The 17,356-nt window shown below is 39.2% G+C and carries 17 protein-coding genes and 1 pseudogene; 13 read left to right on the top strand and 5 right to left on the bottom strand.

Going from position 1 to position 17,356, the window contains the following annotated elements; all coding sequences use genetic code 11:
• Window positions 1-224: 224 nt before the first annotated feature.
• Window positions 225-1,166, bottom strand: a complete 942-nt coding sequence (hemF, locus tag AC07WY_RS12885) for an oxygen-dependent coproporphyrinogen oxidase (RefSeq protein ID WP_262087144.1) — start codon at window positions 1,164-1,166, stop codon at window positions 225-227.
• A 275-nt stretch (window positions 1,167-1,441) separates the two neighbouring features.
• Here hemF and hemN point away from each other — a divergent pair, with 275 nt between their 5' ends.
• Window positions 1,442-2,806 (top strand): oxygen-independent coproporphyrinogen III oxidase, encoded by a 1,365-nt coding sequence (gene hemN / locus AC07WY_RS12890; protein ID WP_262087142.1) that lies wholly within the window; start codon window positions 1,442-1,444, stop codon window positions 2,804-2,806.
• 210 nt (window positions 2,807-3,016) lie between these two features.
• On the opposite strand, the pseudogene AC07WY_RS12895 reads toward hemN, so the two are convergent.
• A pseudogene (locus AC07WY_RS12895) lies at window positions 3,017-3,478 on the bottom strand (DUF4844 domain-containing protein).
• A gap of 35 nt (window positions 3,479-3,513) precedes the next feature.
• A complete protein-coding gene (gene ribA, locus AC07WY_RS12900; RefSeq protein ID WP_016539373.1) occupies window positions 3,514-4,116 on the bottom strand; it encodes a GTP cyclohydrolase II in 603 nt (200 codons plus the stop codon).
• 315 nt (window positions 4,117-4,431) lie between these two features.
• On the opposite strand from ribA, the gene dxs reads away from it, so the two are divergent.
• The 10 genes from dxs (at window position 4,432) to AC07WY_RS12950 (ending at window position 14,171) form a co-directional block, all read left to right on the top strand.
• Window positions 4,432-6,336, top strand: a complete 1,905-nt coding sequence (gene dxs, locus AC07WY_RS12905) for a 1-deoxy-D-xylulose-5-phosphate synthase (RefSeq protein WP_419335894.1) — start codon at window positions 4,432-4,434, stop codon at window positions 6,334-6,336.
• A gap of 130 nt (window positions 6,337-6,466) precedes the next feature.
• Entirely contained in the window at window positions 6,467-7,297 is an 831-nt protein-coding gene (locus AC07WY_RS12910) for an inositol monophosphatase family protein (RefSeq protein WP_004725624.1), read from the top strand.
• A 226-nt stretch (window positions 7,298-7,523) separates the two neighbouring features.
• The gene (locus AC07WY_RS12915; RefSeq protein ID WP_419335895.1) at window positions 7,524-7,889 is read left to right on the top strand and encodes a hypothetical protein; all 366 of its coding nucleotides are present in this window, start codon (window positions 7,524-7,526) and stop codon (window positions 7,887-7,889) included.
• A gap of 33 nt (window positions 7,890-7,922) precedes the next feature.
• On the top strand, window positions 7,923-8,258 hold the full coding sequence (locus AC07WY_RS12920; RefSeq protein ID WP_419335896.1) for a hypothetical protein: 336 nt from the start codon (window positions 7,923-7,925) through the stop codon (window positions 8,256-8,258).
• Window positions 8,259-8,593: 335 nt separating this feature from the next.
• Entirely contained in the window at window positions 8,594-10,531 is a 1,938-nt protein-coding gene (locus AC07WY_RS12925) for a DEAD/DEAH box helicase (protein WP_262087139.1), read from the top strand.
• 411 nt (window positions 10,532-10,942) lie between these two features.
• Window positions 10,943-11,761, top strand: coding sequence for an ABC transporter ATP-binding protein (locus AC07WY_RS12930; RefSeq protein ID WP_004725631.1), 819 nt, complete (start codon window positions 10,943-10,945; stop codon window positions 11,759-11,761).
• Window positions 11,758-12,537 carry a lipid asymmetry maintenance ABC transporter permease subunit MlaE gene (mlaE, locus tag AC07WY_RS12935; protein ID WP_004725633.1) on the top strand — a complete coding sequence of 260 codons (780 nt, stop codon included), beginning with the start codon at window positions 11,758-11,760 and terminating at the stop codon, window positions 12,535-12,537. The genes AC07WY_RS12930 and mlaE overlap by 4 nt, the downstream gene beginning before the upstream one ends.
• Window positions 12,537-13,214 (top strand): outer membrane lipid asymmetry maintenance protein MlaD, encoded by a 678-nt coding sequence (gene mlaD, locus AC07WY_RS12940; protein WP_419335898.1) that lies wholly within the window; start codon window positions 12,537-12,539, stop codon window positions 13,212-13,214. Before mlaE ends, mlaD begins: the two co-directional genes overlap by 1 nt.
• A gap of 21 nt (window positions 13,215-13,235) precedes the next feature.
• On the top strand, window positions 13,236-13,856 hold the full coding sequence (locus AC07WY_RS12945; protein WP_004725637.1) for an MlaC/ttg2D family ABC transporter substrate-binding protein: 621 nt from the start codon (window positions 13,236-13,238) through the stop codon (window positions 13,854-13,856).
• Window positions 13,857-13,883: 27 nt separating this feature from the next.
• The gene (locus AC07WY_RS12950) at window positions 13,884-14,171 is read left to right on the top strand and encodes an anti-sigma factor antagonist (RefSeq protein ID WP_004725639.1); all 288 of its coding nucleotides are present in this window, start codon (window positions 13,884-13,886) and stop codon (window positions 14,169-14,171) included.
• A 115-nt stretch (window positions 14,172-14,286) separates the two neighbouring features.
• On the opposite strand, the gene AC07WY_RS12955 is transcribed toward AC07WY_RS12950, so the two are convergent.
• Window positions 14,287-15,300 carry a magnesium and cobalt transport protein CorA gene (locus AC07WY_RS12955; protein WP_494736478.1) on the bottom strand — a complete coding sequence of 338 codons (1,014 nt, stop codon included), beginning with the start codon at window positions 15,298-15,300 and terminating at the stop codon, window positions 14,287-14,289.
• A gap of 158 nt (window positions 15,301-15,458) precedes the next feature.
• Between AC07WY_RS12955 and AC07WY_RS12960 the strand changes: the two genes are divergently transcribed.
• Both AC07WY_RS12960 and AC07WY_RS12965 read left to right on the top strand, forming a co-directional pair.
• Window positions 15,459-16,076, top strand: coding sequence for an LOG family protein (locus tag AC07WY_RS12960; RefSeq protein ID WP_004816846.1), 618 nt, complete (start codon window positions 15,459-15,461; stop codon window positions 16,074-16,076).
• A 77-nt stretch (window positions 16,077-16,153) separates the two neighbouring features.
• Window positions 16,154-16,552, top strand: coding sequence for an NUDIX hydrolase (locus tag AC07WY_RS12965; protein ID WP_494736479.1), 399 nt, complete (start codon window positions 16,154-16,156; stop codon window positions 16,550-16,552).
• A 52-nt stretch (window positions 16,553-16,604) separates the two neighbouring features.
• Here AC07WY_RS12965 and AC07WY_RS12970 read toward each other — a convergent pair whose 3' ends face one another.
• Window positions 16,605-17,234, bottom strand: a complete 630-nt coding sequence (locus tag AC07WY_RS12970) for a ComF family protein (RefSeq protein ID WP_494736480.1) — start codon at window positions 17,232-17,234, stop codon at window positions 16,605-16,607.
• Between the last annotated feature and the right edge of the window lie 122 nt (window positions 17,235-17,356).

Here is a 17,356-nt window from a genome sequence, read left to right on the forward strand (position 1 = left end):
CTAAGACTTTTTCAAAAAAATTAAGGAAATTTTAAGGTTGGTATCTTAGCTCAAGTTTGAGCATATATTAAATTAAAAAAGTATTCTTATCGTGAATTATTCTCATTTTAATTGTGAGTAAATCTTTCAAGCGTTATTTTCTCAGAAGTATTCATTGGTTTAAGTTAAAAAGCTATCTTGAATGAAAGATAGCTTTTTAACGATGAAACCTAAATGTCGAGAGATTATTTTAATATCGACAACCAGTCTTTAGGCTTTAAATAATGATCAGTGAGACGTTTTTCTGGACTATTTTCATCCCATTCTGGGCGATAAGACCAAGCTGCAAGCGGTGGCATGCTGACCAGAATAGATTCAATTCGACCACCAGTTTGTAAGCCAAATAAAGTCCCGCGATCATAAACCAAATTATATTCAACATAGCGACCACGACGATACAGTTGGAAGTCTCGTTGGGCTTGTGTAAATGATTTATCCTGATTTCTTTGGAAAATAGGCAAAATAGCATTTAAATAACCATTAGCGACCGCTTGGATATATTCAAAGCATTTTTCAAAATCCCATTGATTTAAATCATCAAAAAACAAACCCCCAATACCACGTTGTTCATCACGATGTTTTAAATAGAAATAATCATCACACCATTGTTTATGTTCCGCATAAATTTCTTCACCAAACGGTGCGCACAGATCAAATGCTGTTTGGTGCCAAGATAAAACGTCTTCATCATTCGGGTAAAAAGGCGTGAGGTCAAAACCACCACCAAACCACCAAATTGGTGCTTGTCCTTCAGGTTCTGCAACAAATAGCCGTACATTGGCGTGAGATGTTGGAACATTGGGATTTGTTGGATGAATGACCAAAGAAACACCCAAGGCTTGAGCTTTGGCTCCAGCAATTGCTGGATGTCGTTCTGTTGCTGAAGCTGGCAGTTTGGAAATGTTGATGTGAGAAAACATCACCCCGCCTTTTTCGATCACAGTACCATTCTGTAGAACACGTGAACGACCACCACCGCCTTCAGGGCGTTGCCAGTCATCAATTTCAAATGTTGCAGTGCCGTGGCCTAATTTTTCTTGTTGCTCTAGGGCAGAGCAGATTCGAGCTTGTAAATCTGTTAGGAAATCACGAACACGTTGAATATCTGCAGAAGTCGGGTTTTGCATGATCATCCTCAAAGGAGAATTGAAAAATTTTCTACATCAAAACATAAAATGCTAAAAAAACAAAACCAAGTCATCATAAAGGCATGTTTTGAACGTGACGTGAATGAATCGAATGAGACTAAAAAAAATCTTTGGGTATCGCGGATACATGCTGCGCAATCCCGAGCAATTCACTAGGTTGAAATCTATGCTTAAGCTCAGCACAATGTATTGAAGGTAAATTCAATTTTTGGGTTTATTTCTTTTGAATGTAAATTGCGTATCGAGCAGTGAATATGAGTTGTTCTTTGATTCAAAAATACAATGTTGCTGGACCCCGTTATACCAGTTATCCAACGGTTCCATATTGGGAGGAGGCATCATTTTCGCTGCAACAATGGAAACAGACCTTAAAGCGCTCTTTTGATGAGTCTAATCACTCTGAAGGCATCAGTCTTTATATTCATTTACCATTTTGTGAAAGTCTATGTACATTTTGCGGATGCCATAAAAAAGTCACGAAACGGCATGATGTTGAACAACCCTATATTCAAGCCGTTTTAAAAGAATGGGACTTATATTGTCAGTTGTTAGCAGACAGACCCATCATTAAAGAAATCCATTTGGGTGGCGGGACACCAACATTTTTTTCAGTTGAGCATTTACAACAATTAATTCAAGGTATTTTAGCCAAAGCCAATATTGCGGATGGTTATGAATTTAGTTTTGAAGGGCATCCCAATAATACTACGCGAGATCATTTACAAGTCTTGTATGAGCTTGGTTTTCGCCGTGTCAGCTATGGGGTGCAAGACTATAATGAGACTGTTCAGAAAGCTATTCATCGTGTGCAACCTTTTGAAAATGTAGAAAGAGTCACGCAATGGGCAAGAGAGATTGGTTATACATCGATTTCACATGATCTGGTTTTTGGTTTGCCATTTCAAAATTTAGCAGATGTGTTGCATACCATTGATTTGACTAATACGTTAATGCCAGATCGCTTGGCTTTTTATAGTTATGCGCATGTGCCTTGGATTAAGGGCAACGGACAGCGTGGGTTTAAAGATCATGATGTACCTAAAGATGGGATGAAGCGAACCCTATATGAGGAAGGGAAAAAGCAACTTTTAGCGCATGGTTATCATGAGATTGGAATGGATCATTTTGCTTTAGATCGAGATGAGATGTATCAAGCATTTCATGCAGGTACTTTGCATCGTAATTTTATGGGTTATACCTCATCAAAAACACAAGTCATGATCGGATTGGGTCTATCTTCAATCAGTGATAGTTGGTATAGCTTTGCACAGAATGAGAAAAATTTAGATGCCTATTACACTTGTCTTGAAAATGATGAGATTCCTGTGGTGAAAGGGCATGTGTTAAGTGTCGAAGATTTAAAGATTCGTCAGCATATTTTGAATTTGATGTGCACCTTTCAAACCTCTTGGTCAGATCAGGCGATGGATTTTGCTGAGCGTGGTGATGTGATTCAACAGCTTGTTGAAATGCAGCATGATGGTTTATTGAACATTGAAGCGGATCGGATTGTGATCACGGAGCAAGGGAAGCCTTTTGTTCGAAATATTTGTATGGCGTTTGATTTGCATTTAAAGCGTAGAAAGCCTGAAACGCAAATTTTCTCGATGACGATTTGATTATATTTTACAAAATATTGTATTTAAAAATTTAGATGAAGAAGTGTAGATGATTCCTTTCTTTTCAGGGATGAAAAGAAACAAAAATCCTTTGTTGGGCAAAGGGGACTCCTGTCACCCTTGCCCAACGGCGACATCCCTGTCGCCATCCGCGATAGCAAAACCTTTCTTGATGTTTTATTTATAAAAATTAGTGAATTAATAGAGAGGTTATGGTTTTACTGATTTCTTTTGTTCAATTAACTTATTAATGACTTCACCATATACCCAAGTATTTAAAATACCATCTGAGCTTTCTAGGCCAATAATATCTAAAAATTTTTCATAGCTAACAGCAACTTGTTCTCTATCATCTGTATCTAGGCTGTATGGGTCAATTTGATTGATGCCATCAGCAAGAGTTTTAAGTAATTGTTTTTTAGAGGGCGGTGTATGACTCTCATAAAGTTTAATAAAAGCTTGACTTGTATCGGCTATATTTTGATTGAGTTTTTGCTTTAATTGAGGATTTTTGATTCCCGTATATAAAAAATTATCGGGCAAGAAATGGTCTTGTTGTTGAAACTGTCTTAATTGTTGAATGGTTGCAGATTGGGTTTTTGAATCAGATGCCTGACACTATGTGCTGAGTAAAAGGAGACTGATTGCAAATAAGGTTGAGCTTAATTTCATTAGTTCAGTCTCCTATTATTTAACTTAGTGATTATTTAAAAATCATCTTTCTCATACATATGTGACATACGATCATGTTTGGTTTTTAAATAATCTTCATTGAACTTATTTAAGCCCACTGTCAACGGTACACGGTCTAATACATCAATACCTAAATCTGTTAAAGCTTTTAATTTTAATGGATTGTTGGTAATTAGCCTGACTTGTTTAACCTGTAAATGATCGAGCATGATGCTACACATATCATATTTACGTGCATCAGCAGGTAGGTTTAACAATAAATTTGCATCAACGGTATCATGCCCTTGATCTTGCAAAGCATAAGCACGGATTTTATTGGTCAAACCAATACCACGACCTTCTTGGCGCAAATATAAAATCACACCTTGGCCTGCATCATTCATCATTTTCATGGTGTTGTGCAATTGAGGGCCACAGTCACATTTTAATGAACCAAAGGCATCGCCAGTTAAACATTCTGAATGAATACGAACTAAAACGGGGTTTGTAGGCGCGATTTCTAAACCCTTAGAAAGAGCAACATGCTCTTCACCTGTTTGTGGATCTTGAAATACAGAAATTTTAAAATCACCATAAGCAGTGGGTAATTTTGAAGTGGCAACAAACTCTATTGACACAGAATCTTCCATCTATTTGTTTAGAAATTGGCTAAAGTATAGCGTAATGCTTGGACATTGGTAGGTTTGTAAAGCATGTTTTTATAGATAACATTGCTATAAAAATTTCTTTTTTGTATAAAGCACACGATAATAGTTGATATATAGATAGATTATTCATGATAATTGACACCAAGAGCACACTTGCTGACTTGGAAGTTCCAATGACGCATCATTATAAATGTGGCTGATTGAATGTGATATCATTGGTTCTCACAATCATGCTAACCCGTTTACCTAGCTAGATTTGCCAGGCTTTAGAAGGCTTTGCCACATATGTTGTATACCGAAATACCTAGTCATCGTCCTGTTACGCCTTTGTTGAATGAAATTAATCATCCTCAACAATTACGTCAGTTTGAGCAAAGCCAATTGCCGCAGGTCGCAGACGAATTGCGTCAATTTATTTTGTATGCTGCTGGACAAAGTGGCGGGCATTTTGGTGCAAACCTTGGCGTTATAGAATTAACAGTTGCCTTACACTATTGTTTTGAAACACCACGAGATCGTTTAGTTTGGGATGTGGGTCATCAGGCGTATCCACATAAAGTCCTTACAGGACGCCGTGAGCAATTGATGACCATCCGTTCTAAAGATGGATTGGCGGCTTTTCCAGCGCGTGATGAATCTGAATTTGATACCTTTGGTGTAGGACATTCATCGACTGCAATTTCTGCTGGCTTGGGTATGGCCTTGGCACGTCGTTATCAAAAAGATCCTTGTGAAGTTGTTGCTATCGTTGGTGATGGTGCGATGACTGCTGGAATGGCATTTGAAGCCATGAATGATGCAGTGGCGCATAATGCTGATTTGATGGTGGTACTCAATGACAATGATATGTCGATTTCATGTAGTACGGGTGGTTTTGCAAAGCATTTAGCTGCAATTTGGGAACAAGGGCAATTCATCAATATTGATGAAGAAGGGCAAGCTTTTGTACAGGATTGCCCTGAATGGAACTACAACTCTCGTTTACATCAATCTGCGACTGATGCTGCGGATAATCTATTTAAAGCCATTGGTTTTGATTATTTTGGCCCATTTGATGGCCATGATGTGGAGCAACTGGTACAAGTCTTTAATGCGCTGAAAAAGCGTAAAGGGCCACGTCTGATCCATGTCTATACCGTGAAAGGTAAGGGTTTTGCACCTGCTGAAGCGGATCAAATTAAATATCATGCGATTGGCAAAATTAATGCTTCAGTAACTAAAAATGTAGCACCAAAATATTCAGATGTATTTGGGCAATGGCTTTGTGATGAAGCTGCACAAGATGACAGATTACTTGCAATTACACCTGCCATGTGTGAAGGCTCAGGCATGGTGCAGTTTGCCAAACAATTTCCAGAGCGCTACTTTGATGTTGCAATTGCAGAACAGCATGCCGTGACATTAGCTGCGGGTATGGCATGTGAAGGATTGAAGCCAGTTGTGGCAATTTATTCAACCTTCTTACAACGCGGTTATGACCAGCTGATTCATGATGTTGCTTTACAAAATCTTGATGTGACCTTTGGTATTGATCGTGCAGGCTTAGTCGGTGAAGACGGTCCTACGCATGCTGGTGCGTATGACTATGCTTATATGCGTACTGTACCGAATATGGTGATCATGGCGCCAAAAGACGAAAACGAATGTCGCCAAATGTTGCATACAGCATATCTATACAAAGGCCCAACTGCAGTACGTTATCCACGCGGTAACGGTTTAGGTGTGGAAATTCAACAACAGTTGATTGAGCTGGAAATTGGTAAAGCTGAAGTATTGTTAGAACTCAATACTGAACACGAAGAAGGTATCACGATTTTGGCCTTTGGTAGTCGAGTTCAACCTGCGCTTGAATCAGCAAAACAACTGGCACCAAAGTTGGATATTGCAATTCGTGTGATCAATATGCGTTTTGTGAAACCATTGGATGAACAGATTATTCGTGATTTGGCAGACAAAACTCACTTATTTGTAACTGTTGAAGAACATGCGGTGATGGCGGGTGCGGGTAGTGCGGTCAATGAGTTCTTGGCACAGGCACAAATTGTAAAGCCAATTTTAAACCTAGGTTTACCAGATGAATTCCTCGCACAAGCAAGCCATTCTGAAATGCTTCAAGACTGTGGTTTAGATGTAAAAGGTATTCAAAACTCGATTGAACAGGCTTGGTTAAAGCTGGTACAACACGTTTAAGCTCATGTAAAAGTTAAAGTTGTAAAATTTTAGCAACAAAATTTCCCAAAAAGCGCCGATATTTGCTAAAATGTCGGCGCTTTTATGCATTATTCTTTATCAGTATCTTCAAATTTGTAGTGGGTGTTCAATGGAACCTATGGTGGTGATGGCTGCGCGTGCGGCTCAGTTAGTTGGTCAAGAGCTTTTAAAAGCGCATCAAAATCGTCATAAACTCGATCTACAAGTCGAAGAAAAAGGTATTGATGGTCCAGTGACTCGTGTAGATCGTTATATCGAGCAGTTGACTATTGATACGCTTCGTAAAAGTTATAAAAATCACAGCTTCCTTGGTGAAGAGTTTGGACTACAAGAAGGTAAAGGTCACGATGCCGATTGGTGTTGGGTGATTGATCCTCTTGATGGTACTTTAAACTTTATCAATGCTTTCCCACATTTCTGTGTATCTATTGCAGTTCAACATAAAGGTGTAACTCAACACGGTGTTATTTATGACCCTGTGAAAGATGAGCTATTCTCTGCAAGCCGTGGTCGTGGCGCAATGTTGAATCAACGTCGTATTCGTGTGAATGTTAAAGACAGTCTTGAAAATACCTTTATGGGTGTAGGTCATGCTTACCGCGCTAAACGTAATGGTGAGATTGTTTCTTATGCGAAAAACCATTTTGAATCATTATTAAATGTAACTGAAGCTGGCGCACAATATCGTCGTGCGGGTTCTGCTGCATTGGACTTGGCTTATGTTGCAGCTGGTCGTTTAGATGGTTATTTTGAACTCGGTTTAAAACCTTGGGATATCGCAGCAGGCGAGCTTATGGTGAAAGAAGCGGGTGGTACAGTCGTTGATGCTCGTGGTGGTTCAGATTCTATGGAAAATGGTCAAGTGATCGCGTGTTCTATGAAAATGTTAAAACCATTGATGCAAGCTGTTGTTCCTGCTTGGGGTGAAGCTGCGAAGTAATTTATACTTGTGTAAGATTGAGTTTTAAAAAGCCTTCATCTTTATGAGGGCTTTTTTATGGGTTGTGATTTAATGCGATACTATCAATACTAAATATCGTCGTTTAAACATTGGTGATTGCAAGACCTAACGAATAGTACTGATATAAAAATAATACAACTTATTGGGGGACGCTAAGGGTGAGCAATTTACTGGATAAAGTAAAAAAGTTATTTGGTTTAACTCTATGAGCCAAAAAATGGAACAGGGAAATCCATATCTTAAAATAGATGAATCTAAAACAACTCAAGAGCAATGCGAAAGATTATTGCTATTAGAGCATGAGGATCATATGGAAATTATTTGGGATCTTCAAATGAGAAAAGATTCTTATGCTATTCCTTATATAAAGCGAGCAATTTTTTTAAAACCCCACTTGGCATATTTAGCTAGTGAAGAGGATTCTACCTATTTCAAAAGATGTCTTTGGGTATTACAAGAAATAGGTACAGTAGAAGCTATCAATTTAATAGAAGAATATATGGATTCAGATAAAGAAGAGCTTACAGAACAGGCACGGTATAGAATTTATCGAATTAATGGTGGCACTTAGATGAAATCCAAAAACTAACTCGGAATAAATCAATTGAAAACTATTTATCAAAATGAAAAATTTAGTCTAAAAACCCATCATACAATCCCTCATGAAGAGGTTGCACTGCAAAACATAGACTTTTGGATCATTATAGATGGACAAACATTTTGGGGGAGTGCAACCACAATTGAAAATATTCAATATTTGATGCAGAAAAATATGCAAACAGGCGCGTTTGCTTTAGGCACATATCATTGGCAAACCAATACGATTATTCTAAGCGAGTTTACCGTTGAGTGTTTAGGGGGAGCTGTAGCAGATATTCTTGAGGATGAAAGTTTAGCTGTAGATCAAGTTTTTTATTTAATTCCTGAAGATAATGAATGACTTAATACAATACAGGAAAAACAATAAAACTTCGTGACATTATTATAAATTCTGCTATACTCTGCGCACGCACTAAATTTCGTTCATTACCTGAACATTTCTCTTCTATATTGTGTATGCGCGTCCGGTCCAAAGAGAGGACAATATTTCGCGCCCCACCCAATCGCTTAAGCGATTCCTTCAGGTTGCGGCTGTTATCAAATGTGCGTTATACGCATCGTCGTTCTCGGATCGCCGCTGATTCTATATTTTCAGCGATTATTGCTGTGCCGCTTTTTGCCGATGTCCATCAGACCATATATTAATGGAGCACCCACATTAGGGTGAATATCTCTATGAGCAAAACTTTTGCTGAATTTTCATTAGACGAGTCGCTACAGAAAGCACTCGAGAGTCTTGGTTTTACTACGCCGACTCCTGTTCAAGAACTATCTATTCCAGCGGCTTTAGAAGGAAAAGACCTTCTAGTATCAAGCCAAACTGGTTCTGGTAAAACTGCTGCATTCTTACTCCCTACGTTAAACGCTTTAGCTGGTCAAGATACTTTTGTACCATTTAAAGATCGTATGAAAGCAGTAACTCAACCAAATATCTTGGTGATTTCACCTACTCGTGAACTTGCACAACAAGTATGTCAAGATGCGATTGCATTTGTACGCCATATGAAAGGTGTACGTGTTGCAGCAATCATGGGTGGTATGCCTTTTGGTAAGCAAATCCAACAATTAAAAGGTGCACAAGTTGTTGTTGCGACTCCAGGTCGTTTACTTGATCTTGTAAACCGTCGTCAAATTAAACTTGATTTAGTTGATGCTTTAATCGTCGATGAAGCTGACCGTATGCTTGACTTAGGTTTCTCTGAAGACCTAGAAGCAATCAGCGATTTAGCTTTAAATCGTAAACAAACATTAATGTTCTCTGCAACATTTGCACCACGTATCATTAATCTTGCTGAACGCATGATGAACGAACCTGAACGTATTGCAATTGAAACAGGTCATTCTACAAATACTGATATTACCCAAACTTTACATTGGACTGATGGCTTTGAGCATAAGAAAAAATTGCTTACGCATTGGTTAAATGAAGAAGACGTAGATCAAGCAGTTGTATTTGCTTCAACTCAAGAAGATACAGATATGCTTGCTGAAGAGCTTGCAGAAGCTGGTCTTTCAGTTGTTGCGCTTCATGGTGCTATGCCACAAACTGTACGTAACCGTCGTTTACGCAGTATCCGTGAAGGTCGTGCAAAAATTCTTGTTGCTACAGACGTAGCTGCTCGTGGTCTTGATGTACCAACAATCTCTCACGTAATTAACTTCGGTCTTCCAATGAAGAATGAAGATTATGTGCATCGTATTGGTCGTACAGGCCGTGCGGGTCGTACTGGTAAAGCAATCACTTTAGCAACTTACCGTGAACGCGGTAAAATCCGTGCTTTAGAAGATTATTTAGAAGCGCGTTTAAGTGTTTCTGAAATCGAAGGTCTAGAGCCATCTCCACCTCCAGCTCGCGGTAGTCGTGATGGTGGCGGTCGTGGTCGTAGTAACGGTGGCGGTCGTCGTGAAGGCGGTCGTGGCGGTTTCGGCGGTGGTCGTCGTTTTGAAGGTGAATCAAACTTCAAACGTCGTGAAGGCGGTGATGATCGTCCACGTCGTAGCTTCGATGACAAACCACGTGGTGATCGTCCATCTTATGGTGATGATCGTCCTAAGCGTGATTTTGGTGATCGTCCACCACGCCGTGAAGGTGGTTTCGGTGATCGTCCACAACGTTCATTCGGTGGCGAAGATCGTCCTAAGCGTGATTTTGGTGATCGTCCACCACGTCGTGAAGGTGGCTTCGGTGACCGTCCACAACGTTCATTCGGTGGTGAAGATCGTCCTAAGCGTGATTTCAACTCTGATCGTCCACGTCGTGAAGGCGGTTTTAACGATAAACCTCGTTTTAACTCGAATGATGACAACCGTGGTAACAGCGTAGATTACAAACCACGTCGTGAAGGCAGTTTTGCTGATCGTCCTAAGCGTGATTTTGGTGATCGTCCACCACGTCGTGAAGGTGGTTTCGGTGACCGTCCACAACGTTCTTTCGGTGATGATCGTCCTAAGCGTTCATTCGGTGGTGAAGACCGTCCGAAGCGTGAATTTAATTCAGATCGTCCTAAACGTGCGTTTGGCGGTGATGATCGTCCTAAGCGTGAATTTGGGGGTGAAGATCGTCCAAAACGTGAATTCAATGCAGACCGTCCGCGTCGCAAATTCAACGATTAATTAGATATTTTTAATAAAAAACCAGCCTTCAGGCTGGTTTTTTATTGCAAGTTGAAAAGTATTTGGTAGAATAAAGTGTGACATAGTTCAATTTATTTAATAAAACAGTTAGACTTAACTTATGAAAAATTGAATCTAATAAAGTTGATGATTTCTTTGAGGTAATTATGTTATATATGTTCTCACTTTTATTAATCTCAAATGTTGGGTACTTTTTTTATAGCCTGCTTTTTAGATAATCTATTTGCTCATTAAATAAAATTTAAAAGTAAAAAACTAAAAAATAGTCCAACAAACATTGTTTATAAAGATGAATATTCTTTATGATTTTTTATTATCTTTTAATTACAAAACATATAGATATTTAAGAGTATAGTATGTGGGCTGATAAATGCAGGAAAAAGTTCAGCTATGAATAAACACAGTCATTCCGAAGCTGAAGCTTTAATTGAAGTCAAAAATTTAAGTTTTAACCGAGGTGAACGCGTTATCTACGATAATGTGAGTTTGCAGATTCGTCGTGGGCAGATTACCGCAATCATGGGACCATCTGGAACAGGTAAAACAACCTTGTTACGGCTCATCGGTGGTCAGCTTAGCCCAGATGCTGGTGAAGTACGACTTGATGGGAAAAACATTGCTTCGATGTCACGTAATGAGCTTTTTGCTGCACGTGCACGTATGGGGATGTTATTTCAGAGTGGTGCGTTATTTACCGACATGACCGTCTATGAAAATGTTGCTTTTCCAATTCGCGCACATACAAAATTACCAGAAAATTTAATTGCTGAGTTAGTGGCACTAAAATTAGAGTCGGTTGGTTTGCGTGGTGCTGAAAAGTTGATGCCCGCAGAACTTTCTGGCGGGATGAATCGACGCGTGGCGCTTGCTCGTGCGATTGCGCTTGACCCAGATTTGATTATGTATGACGAACCTTTTGCTGGGCAAGATCCGATTGTGATGGGGGTTTTGACCCGATTAATTCGATCATTACGTGACGCTTTAGATCTAACAACAATTATTGTTTCACATGATGTTGATGAAACATTATCAATTGCTGACTATATTTATGTTGTGGCTGAAGGTAAGGTGCAAGGCGAGGGGACACCTGAGCAATTGCAACAACACGCTTCTCCATTTGTACAGCAATTCTTAACAGGTTCGGTTGAAGGTCCTGTTGATTATCAATTTAGTCATCAAGCCTATTTAAGTAATGAGGTTAGTTCATGAATGCTATTGCCTTATTGGGTAGACGCGTTCTAGAACGTGTTCAGGGCATTGGTGTTGCAATGCTCATGTTGTTGCGCATTTTATTCTCTTTGCCAACAATACTTGGTGTAAAACTTTTCATTTATCAGATGTATCGAGTAGGCGTACTGTCTTTATTGATCATTGCGGTATCTGGGCTGTTCATCGGTGCAGTACTCGGTTTGCAGATGTATAACATCTTGGTCACTTTTGGTAGTGAAGCCATGTTGGGCGCGGCTGTGGCTTTAACCTTGTTGCGTGAACTTGCGCCTGTTGTGGCTGCCTTGCTTTTTGCTGGTCGTGCTGGCTCTGCTTTGACTGCTGAAATTGGTCTAATGAAGGCAACTGAACAATTATCCAGTATGGAAATGATTGGTGTTGATCCGTTAAAGCGTGTGATTTCTCCACGTTTATGGGCCGGTATTGTCAGTTTACCGATGCTGTCTGTGATCTTTGCTGCGATTGGTATTATGGGTGGCAAAATGGTCGGTGTGGATTTTCTCGGCGCAGACGAAGGCTCGTACTGGAGTGGTATTCTGAGTAGCACTCAGTTTATGAAAGATGTGTTTAACGGAACCATCATTAAAAGTTTAGTATTCGCTTTAATTTGTACTTGGATTGCGGTGTATCAAGGTTATGCTTGTGAACCAACATCTGAAGGTATCGCAACATCTACGACACGTACTGTTGTGTATTCATCGTTATGTGTTTTAGGTTTTGATTTCGTGTTGACTGCGGTCATGTTCGGAGGTGTTTAATGAAATCACGTGCTAGTGAGCTGACCGTCGGTATTTTTGTCATCATTTTTGGTCTTGCTCTATTCTTTTTAGCCATGAAAGTGAGTGGTTTGGTCGGTACAAACTTAAAAGACAGTTATGAAATGACTGCAACATTCGACAATGTGAATGGTTTAAAACCGCGTGCCAAAGTGACCATGAGCGGTGTTAAAATTGGACAAGTTGATGCAATTACACTTGATCCTGTGACACGTCATGCAACGGTTAAATTCGATTTGGATGGTTCATTGACCACCTTCAATGCGGAACAGTTGAAGAAAGTAAAAGAAAATGCGCTAGGTGATTTACATTACAGTGCTGATTATCAGGCTGCAACACCTGAGAAACAAAAAGAAATGGAAAAGCAACTGTTAGGTAACATGAAATCCATCACAAATATTGATGAAGATGCTTACATAATGGTCGCAACCAATGGTCTTTTAGGCGAAAAATATTTGAAAATCGTACCAGGTGGCGGCATTAACTACATTAAACGTGGTGAAAGCATTGAAAATACCCAAGGTACGATGGATCTAGAAGATTTGATTACCAAATTTATTACGGGTGGTGCAGGAAAATCATCAACTGGCGCATCGGAAGCTAAAGATGCATCTGCATCCACTGAAACAACTGATGCTCAAACTTCATTTGTTGAATAGGCATTAGAGGAGTTATTGAAAATGAACATGCTGTTAAAACAAACTTTTACTGCAACTATTTTGGCAACTATGGTGGCGACTGCGGCTCAAGCTGCTCCAGCAGAAGCGCCACCAGCATTTGTTAAACGTGTTGCTGATGGCCTGATTTCGCGCTTAAAAGCAGATCAAGGTAAATTGCAAAACCCTGCTACTGTGAAAGCGATTGTTCGCCAAAACCTTGATCCTTATGTCGATGGTCAAGCGTTTACACGTATTGTGATGGGAACTTATGCAAATAGCAGTACCCCTGCTCAACGTGCGCAATTTGAACAAAACTTCCGTAATACTTTGATTGAGAATTATGGTAGCGCATTTGCGAAGTATTCAAATCAATCGTATTCAATGCGTCCGTATAAGGCAACCAACAGCAAGTTTCCTGTCGTTACTTTAGACTTCAATAACAATGGCGAAAAGATCCCTGTATCTTTCCAGTTGTCTGATGCAGGCAGCCAATGGAAAGTACGTAATTTGAATGTGTCTGGTATCGATCTAGGTTTGCAATTCCGTAACCAATTTGCTGCGAACGTGCAACGTAACGGCGGTAATATTGATAAAGCAATTGCAACATTCAAGCCTGATGCAGACGCTGCTGTTAAGAAGTAAGCTCATAACATAGATAGGTGCAAGCGAGTGATTGAATTTAAAAATCAGGAATTATATGTTAGCGGTAAAATTGCTTATGAGAATGCTGAAAGCTATTATTTAAATGGTTTGAAAGTGATTCAAAATGAGAAAAATTTTCCAATAACTGTGAATCTATCACAGCTTGAACATGGCAGTACCCTTGCTTTATCTGTGTTTGTACAGTGGTTACGTCAAACCCCAAATCTTCAGGGGTTACAGTTTAAAGCAGTGCCTGAAAAGATGATGAAAATTATTCAAGCTTGCCATTTGCAAGATGACTTGAAATTAATTTAGCGTATGCAAGATTGATGTAAAAAAGCACCTAAAGGTGCTTTTTTATTGACTCATTTTCTTTTCTGCCTTGAGCAGTGCTAAATCTCAACTCAATCCAATAAGGGGAATGGAGTATTTAAATCCATTTCTTCCATCTAAAGTAAGCCAAAGGCCCTACAAAGAAAGCAATTAAGATGGTAATCACCACATAAAAGCTCCAGTGACCATGGGCAAAAGGCAGAATCTCCGTGTTCATCCCATAAATACTGGCAATCAACATCGGTGGCGCAAGCATACTGGGTAAGATGGAGAAGCGACGAATGGTATCGTTCTGTTCAGTGTTAATAAATCCAGAGGTGGTATCAAGCAAGAATCGTACTTTTTGGAACAAGAACGCGTCATGTTCTACAAGGGAACGTACATCTTCACTTAACTCTCGAATATCTGCATCATAGATATGGCTCCCCAATGCGCGAGGACGAGACAAAAAGGTCAAAACACGACGTAAGTCAATCAGACAAAGTTGTGCTTTTCCAAGCATATCTTCCTTTTGTGCTAGACGAGTAATCATGTCATCTAAGTCTAAAATCATTTCACGATGACGGACGTTGAGGACTTCTGTGGAATATAACTCTAAGTCTTTGTGGATATCTTCCAAGATATCCGCAAGCTCATCCAGTTTTGCTTCTAATAAGCCTAAAAGAATCCATGTCGGATCTTTGTATTCAATTTCATAGTCATTACGGCGTGCGCGTGCGCGAAAGGCACGAAAGGCAACCAGTTTTTCACCACGCAAGGTAAATAAGCGGTCTTTATGCAAAATGAACGCAACTGTCTGCACATTGGCAAGCATGTTTGAAGTATCTTCGGGATCGCCTTCAACTTGGTAATTTTTATTTTTTGTTAAAAAATAAGTACTGATATGTAGAATCCCATCATCATCACGGTAGAATCGTGCAGAGGATGAAATGTCTTCTAAAGATTTAAGAGTTGGTAAATTTTGCTGATAAGCATCTAAAACCCATTCTTGTTCTTCTTGTGAAGGTGCAATGAGGTCAACCCATACCAAGTCAGGATGTAGGTCGAATCCACCATTAATTGTTGCATCTTCTAAGCTACCGCGCTCAGTGGCGTAAAAGGCTTCAAGCATTATGTCTTTTCTCCCTTGCGCAGTGTGGTGTCAATTTGATGTGTGTATTTTAGACAAGGATTTTAGGAAAAACACTCATTACATTGCTGTTTTGTAAAAAAAATCTTGATTGGCCGTCTGCATTTTTAGCATGACAAAATTAAAGTTAGGTTAAATTTATGAATTCTATTGCTATTTTTTGTGGTTCATCGTTAGGTACGGATCAAATTTTTGCTGATGTAGCAGAGCTGACTGGTGAAACAATCGCCAAGCAAGGGAAAACTTTGGTCTATGGTGGTGGTCGTTCAGGCTTAATGGGCATTGTTGCTGACAGTGCTTTGGCAGCAGGAGGCAAAGTGATTGGTGTAATCCCTCAGGGTTTGGTCGATCGTGAATTGGCTCATCCAGATTTGACTGAGCTGTATATTGTTAAAAATATGCATGAACGTAAAACAAAAATGTCTGAACTTTCCGATGGCTTTATTGCATTGCCTGGTGGTGCAGGAACCATTGAAGAGATTTTTGAGCAATGGACGTGGGCGCAATTGGGAATTCATTTAAAACCTTGTGCGTTTTTAAATGTTGAAGGTTTTTATGATGATTTATTGAAATTTATTCAACTCACGACAGACAAAGGTTTTTCTAAAGCACGTTTTACAGATCAGTTGATTGATTCTGCTTCGATCGAAGAAATTTTAACCCAGTTTAGTCACTATCAAGCACCAGAACCAAAATGGGGTGTAAAAGAACGTGAAGAATTGGTTAAATTAGATCAAGCAGATCGTACATTTGGTTAAAAACTAAAACACAATATATTGTTTTTAAATTTATTGCTGTCACAATATATTGTGTTTTTATTCTATTTTTAAATCTTATGAATGTAATTACTGTCGCGGCAGCTGTGATTTTGAATGATAAAAATCAATTGCTTTTGGTGAGAAAGCAAAATACACAATTTTTTATGCAGGTTGGTGGAAAGCTAGAACCCAATGAACCACCTGAGCAGACCATGTTGCGTGAGATTTTAGAAGAAATTAGTGTTCAAGCCGAGATTACTCAGTTTATTGGGCGTTTTGAAACAAAAGCGGCCAATGAAGCAGACTTTCAATTGGTGAGTTATCTCTATCAAGTCGATGTAAAGCAAACACCAAAAATCAATGCAGAAATTGCTGAAATGAAGTGGATTGATTTGGATGATGCGCAAACGCTTTTAGCGCCATTGACCAAAGAGATCGTGATCCCATGGTGTAAATCAAATTTAATCCATTCATAATTTTTGCTATGTTTGCTTCACAATGCATGTATCGCTGAACGATGAGGAAAATTTATTGAGCTGCGGCAATGCAGACGCTATAAATCTGCTGGCACCCCAAGTTTTCTAAAGCGTGGGTTAAAGCATGAATTGAACTGCCTGTGGTCACGACATCATCAATAATCAGTACTTTTTTATATTTTCTTTTTTCTGTTTTAATCATTTTAAATTGATATTCAATATTTTCTAAGCGCTCAATTCTACTTAAACCTTTTTGTGAGTGTTGTGCTTCTCGAATCACGGGTTGCCATACTGGGATATTTAATTGCCTTGCCATGATTTTGGCGATAATCAGCATTTGATTGTAGCCACGTTCTTTTAAACGAGCAGTAGAAATTGGCATAGGGACAATGGCTTGAATTTTAGGTAGGCTTAAATTCAATAAACTTTGTGCCAATAGTGTCTGATATTGCAGTTGTTGTTCATATTTATAGACTTGGATGATGCGATCAATTGGGAAGTCGTAACGGTAAGCACAAAGAATATGTTGTTGATGCCGTTCTATATGCTGCTTATACCAAGGAAGTTCGTTCCAACATGTGTTACAAAGAGAATGCTGTTGTTGTCGATCTATTTCACAAAGGAGGCAAGGGGAAATGCTTTGTACGCTTTTATGGAGAAGTTGATTGATAAATTGGAGCATGCTCTGTTCTATTTTTTATTTGGGATTAATTTCGCATAGTGTGCTGAATAGATCAATAGCAGATTTTTATTAAGCTTTATATCGCTTAATCTTCATATCACCATGTTATGACAACCTCCATG

This window comes from Acinetobacter sp. GW821-FHT01C12, assembly GCF_059422625.1.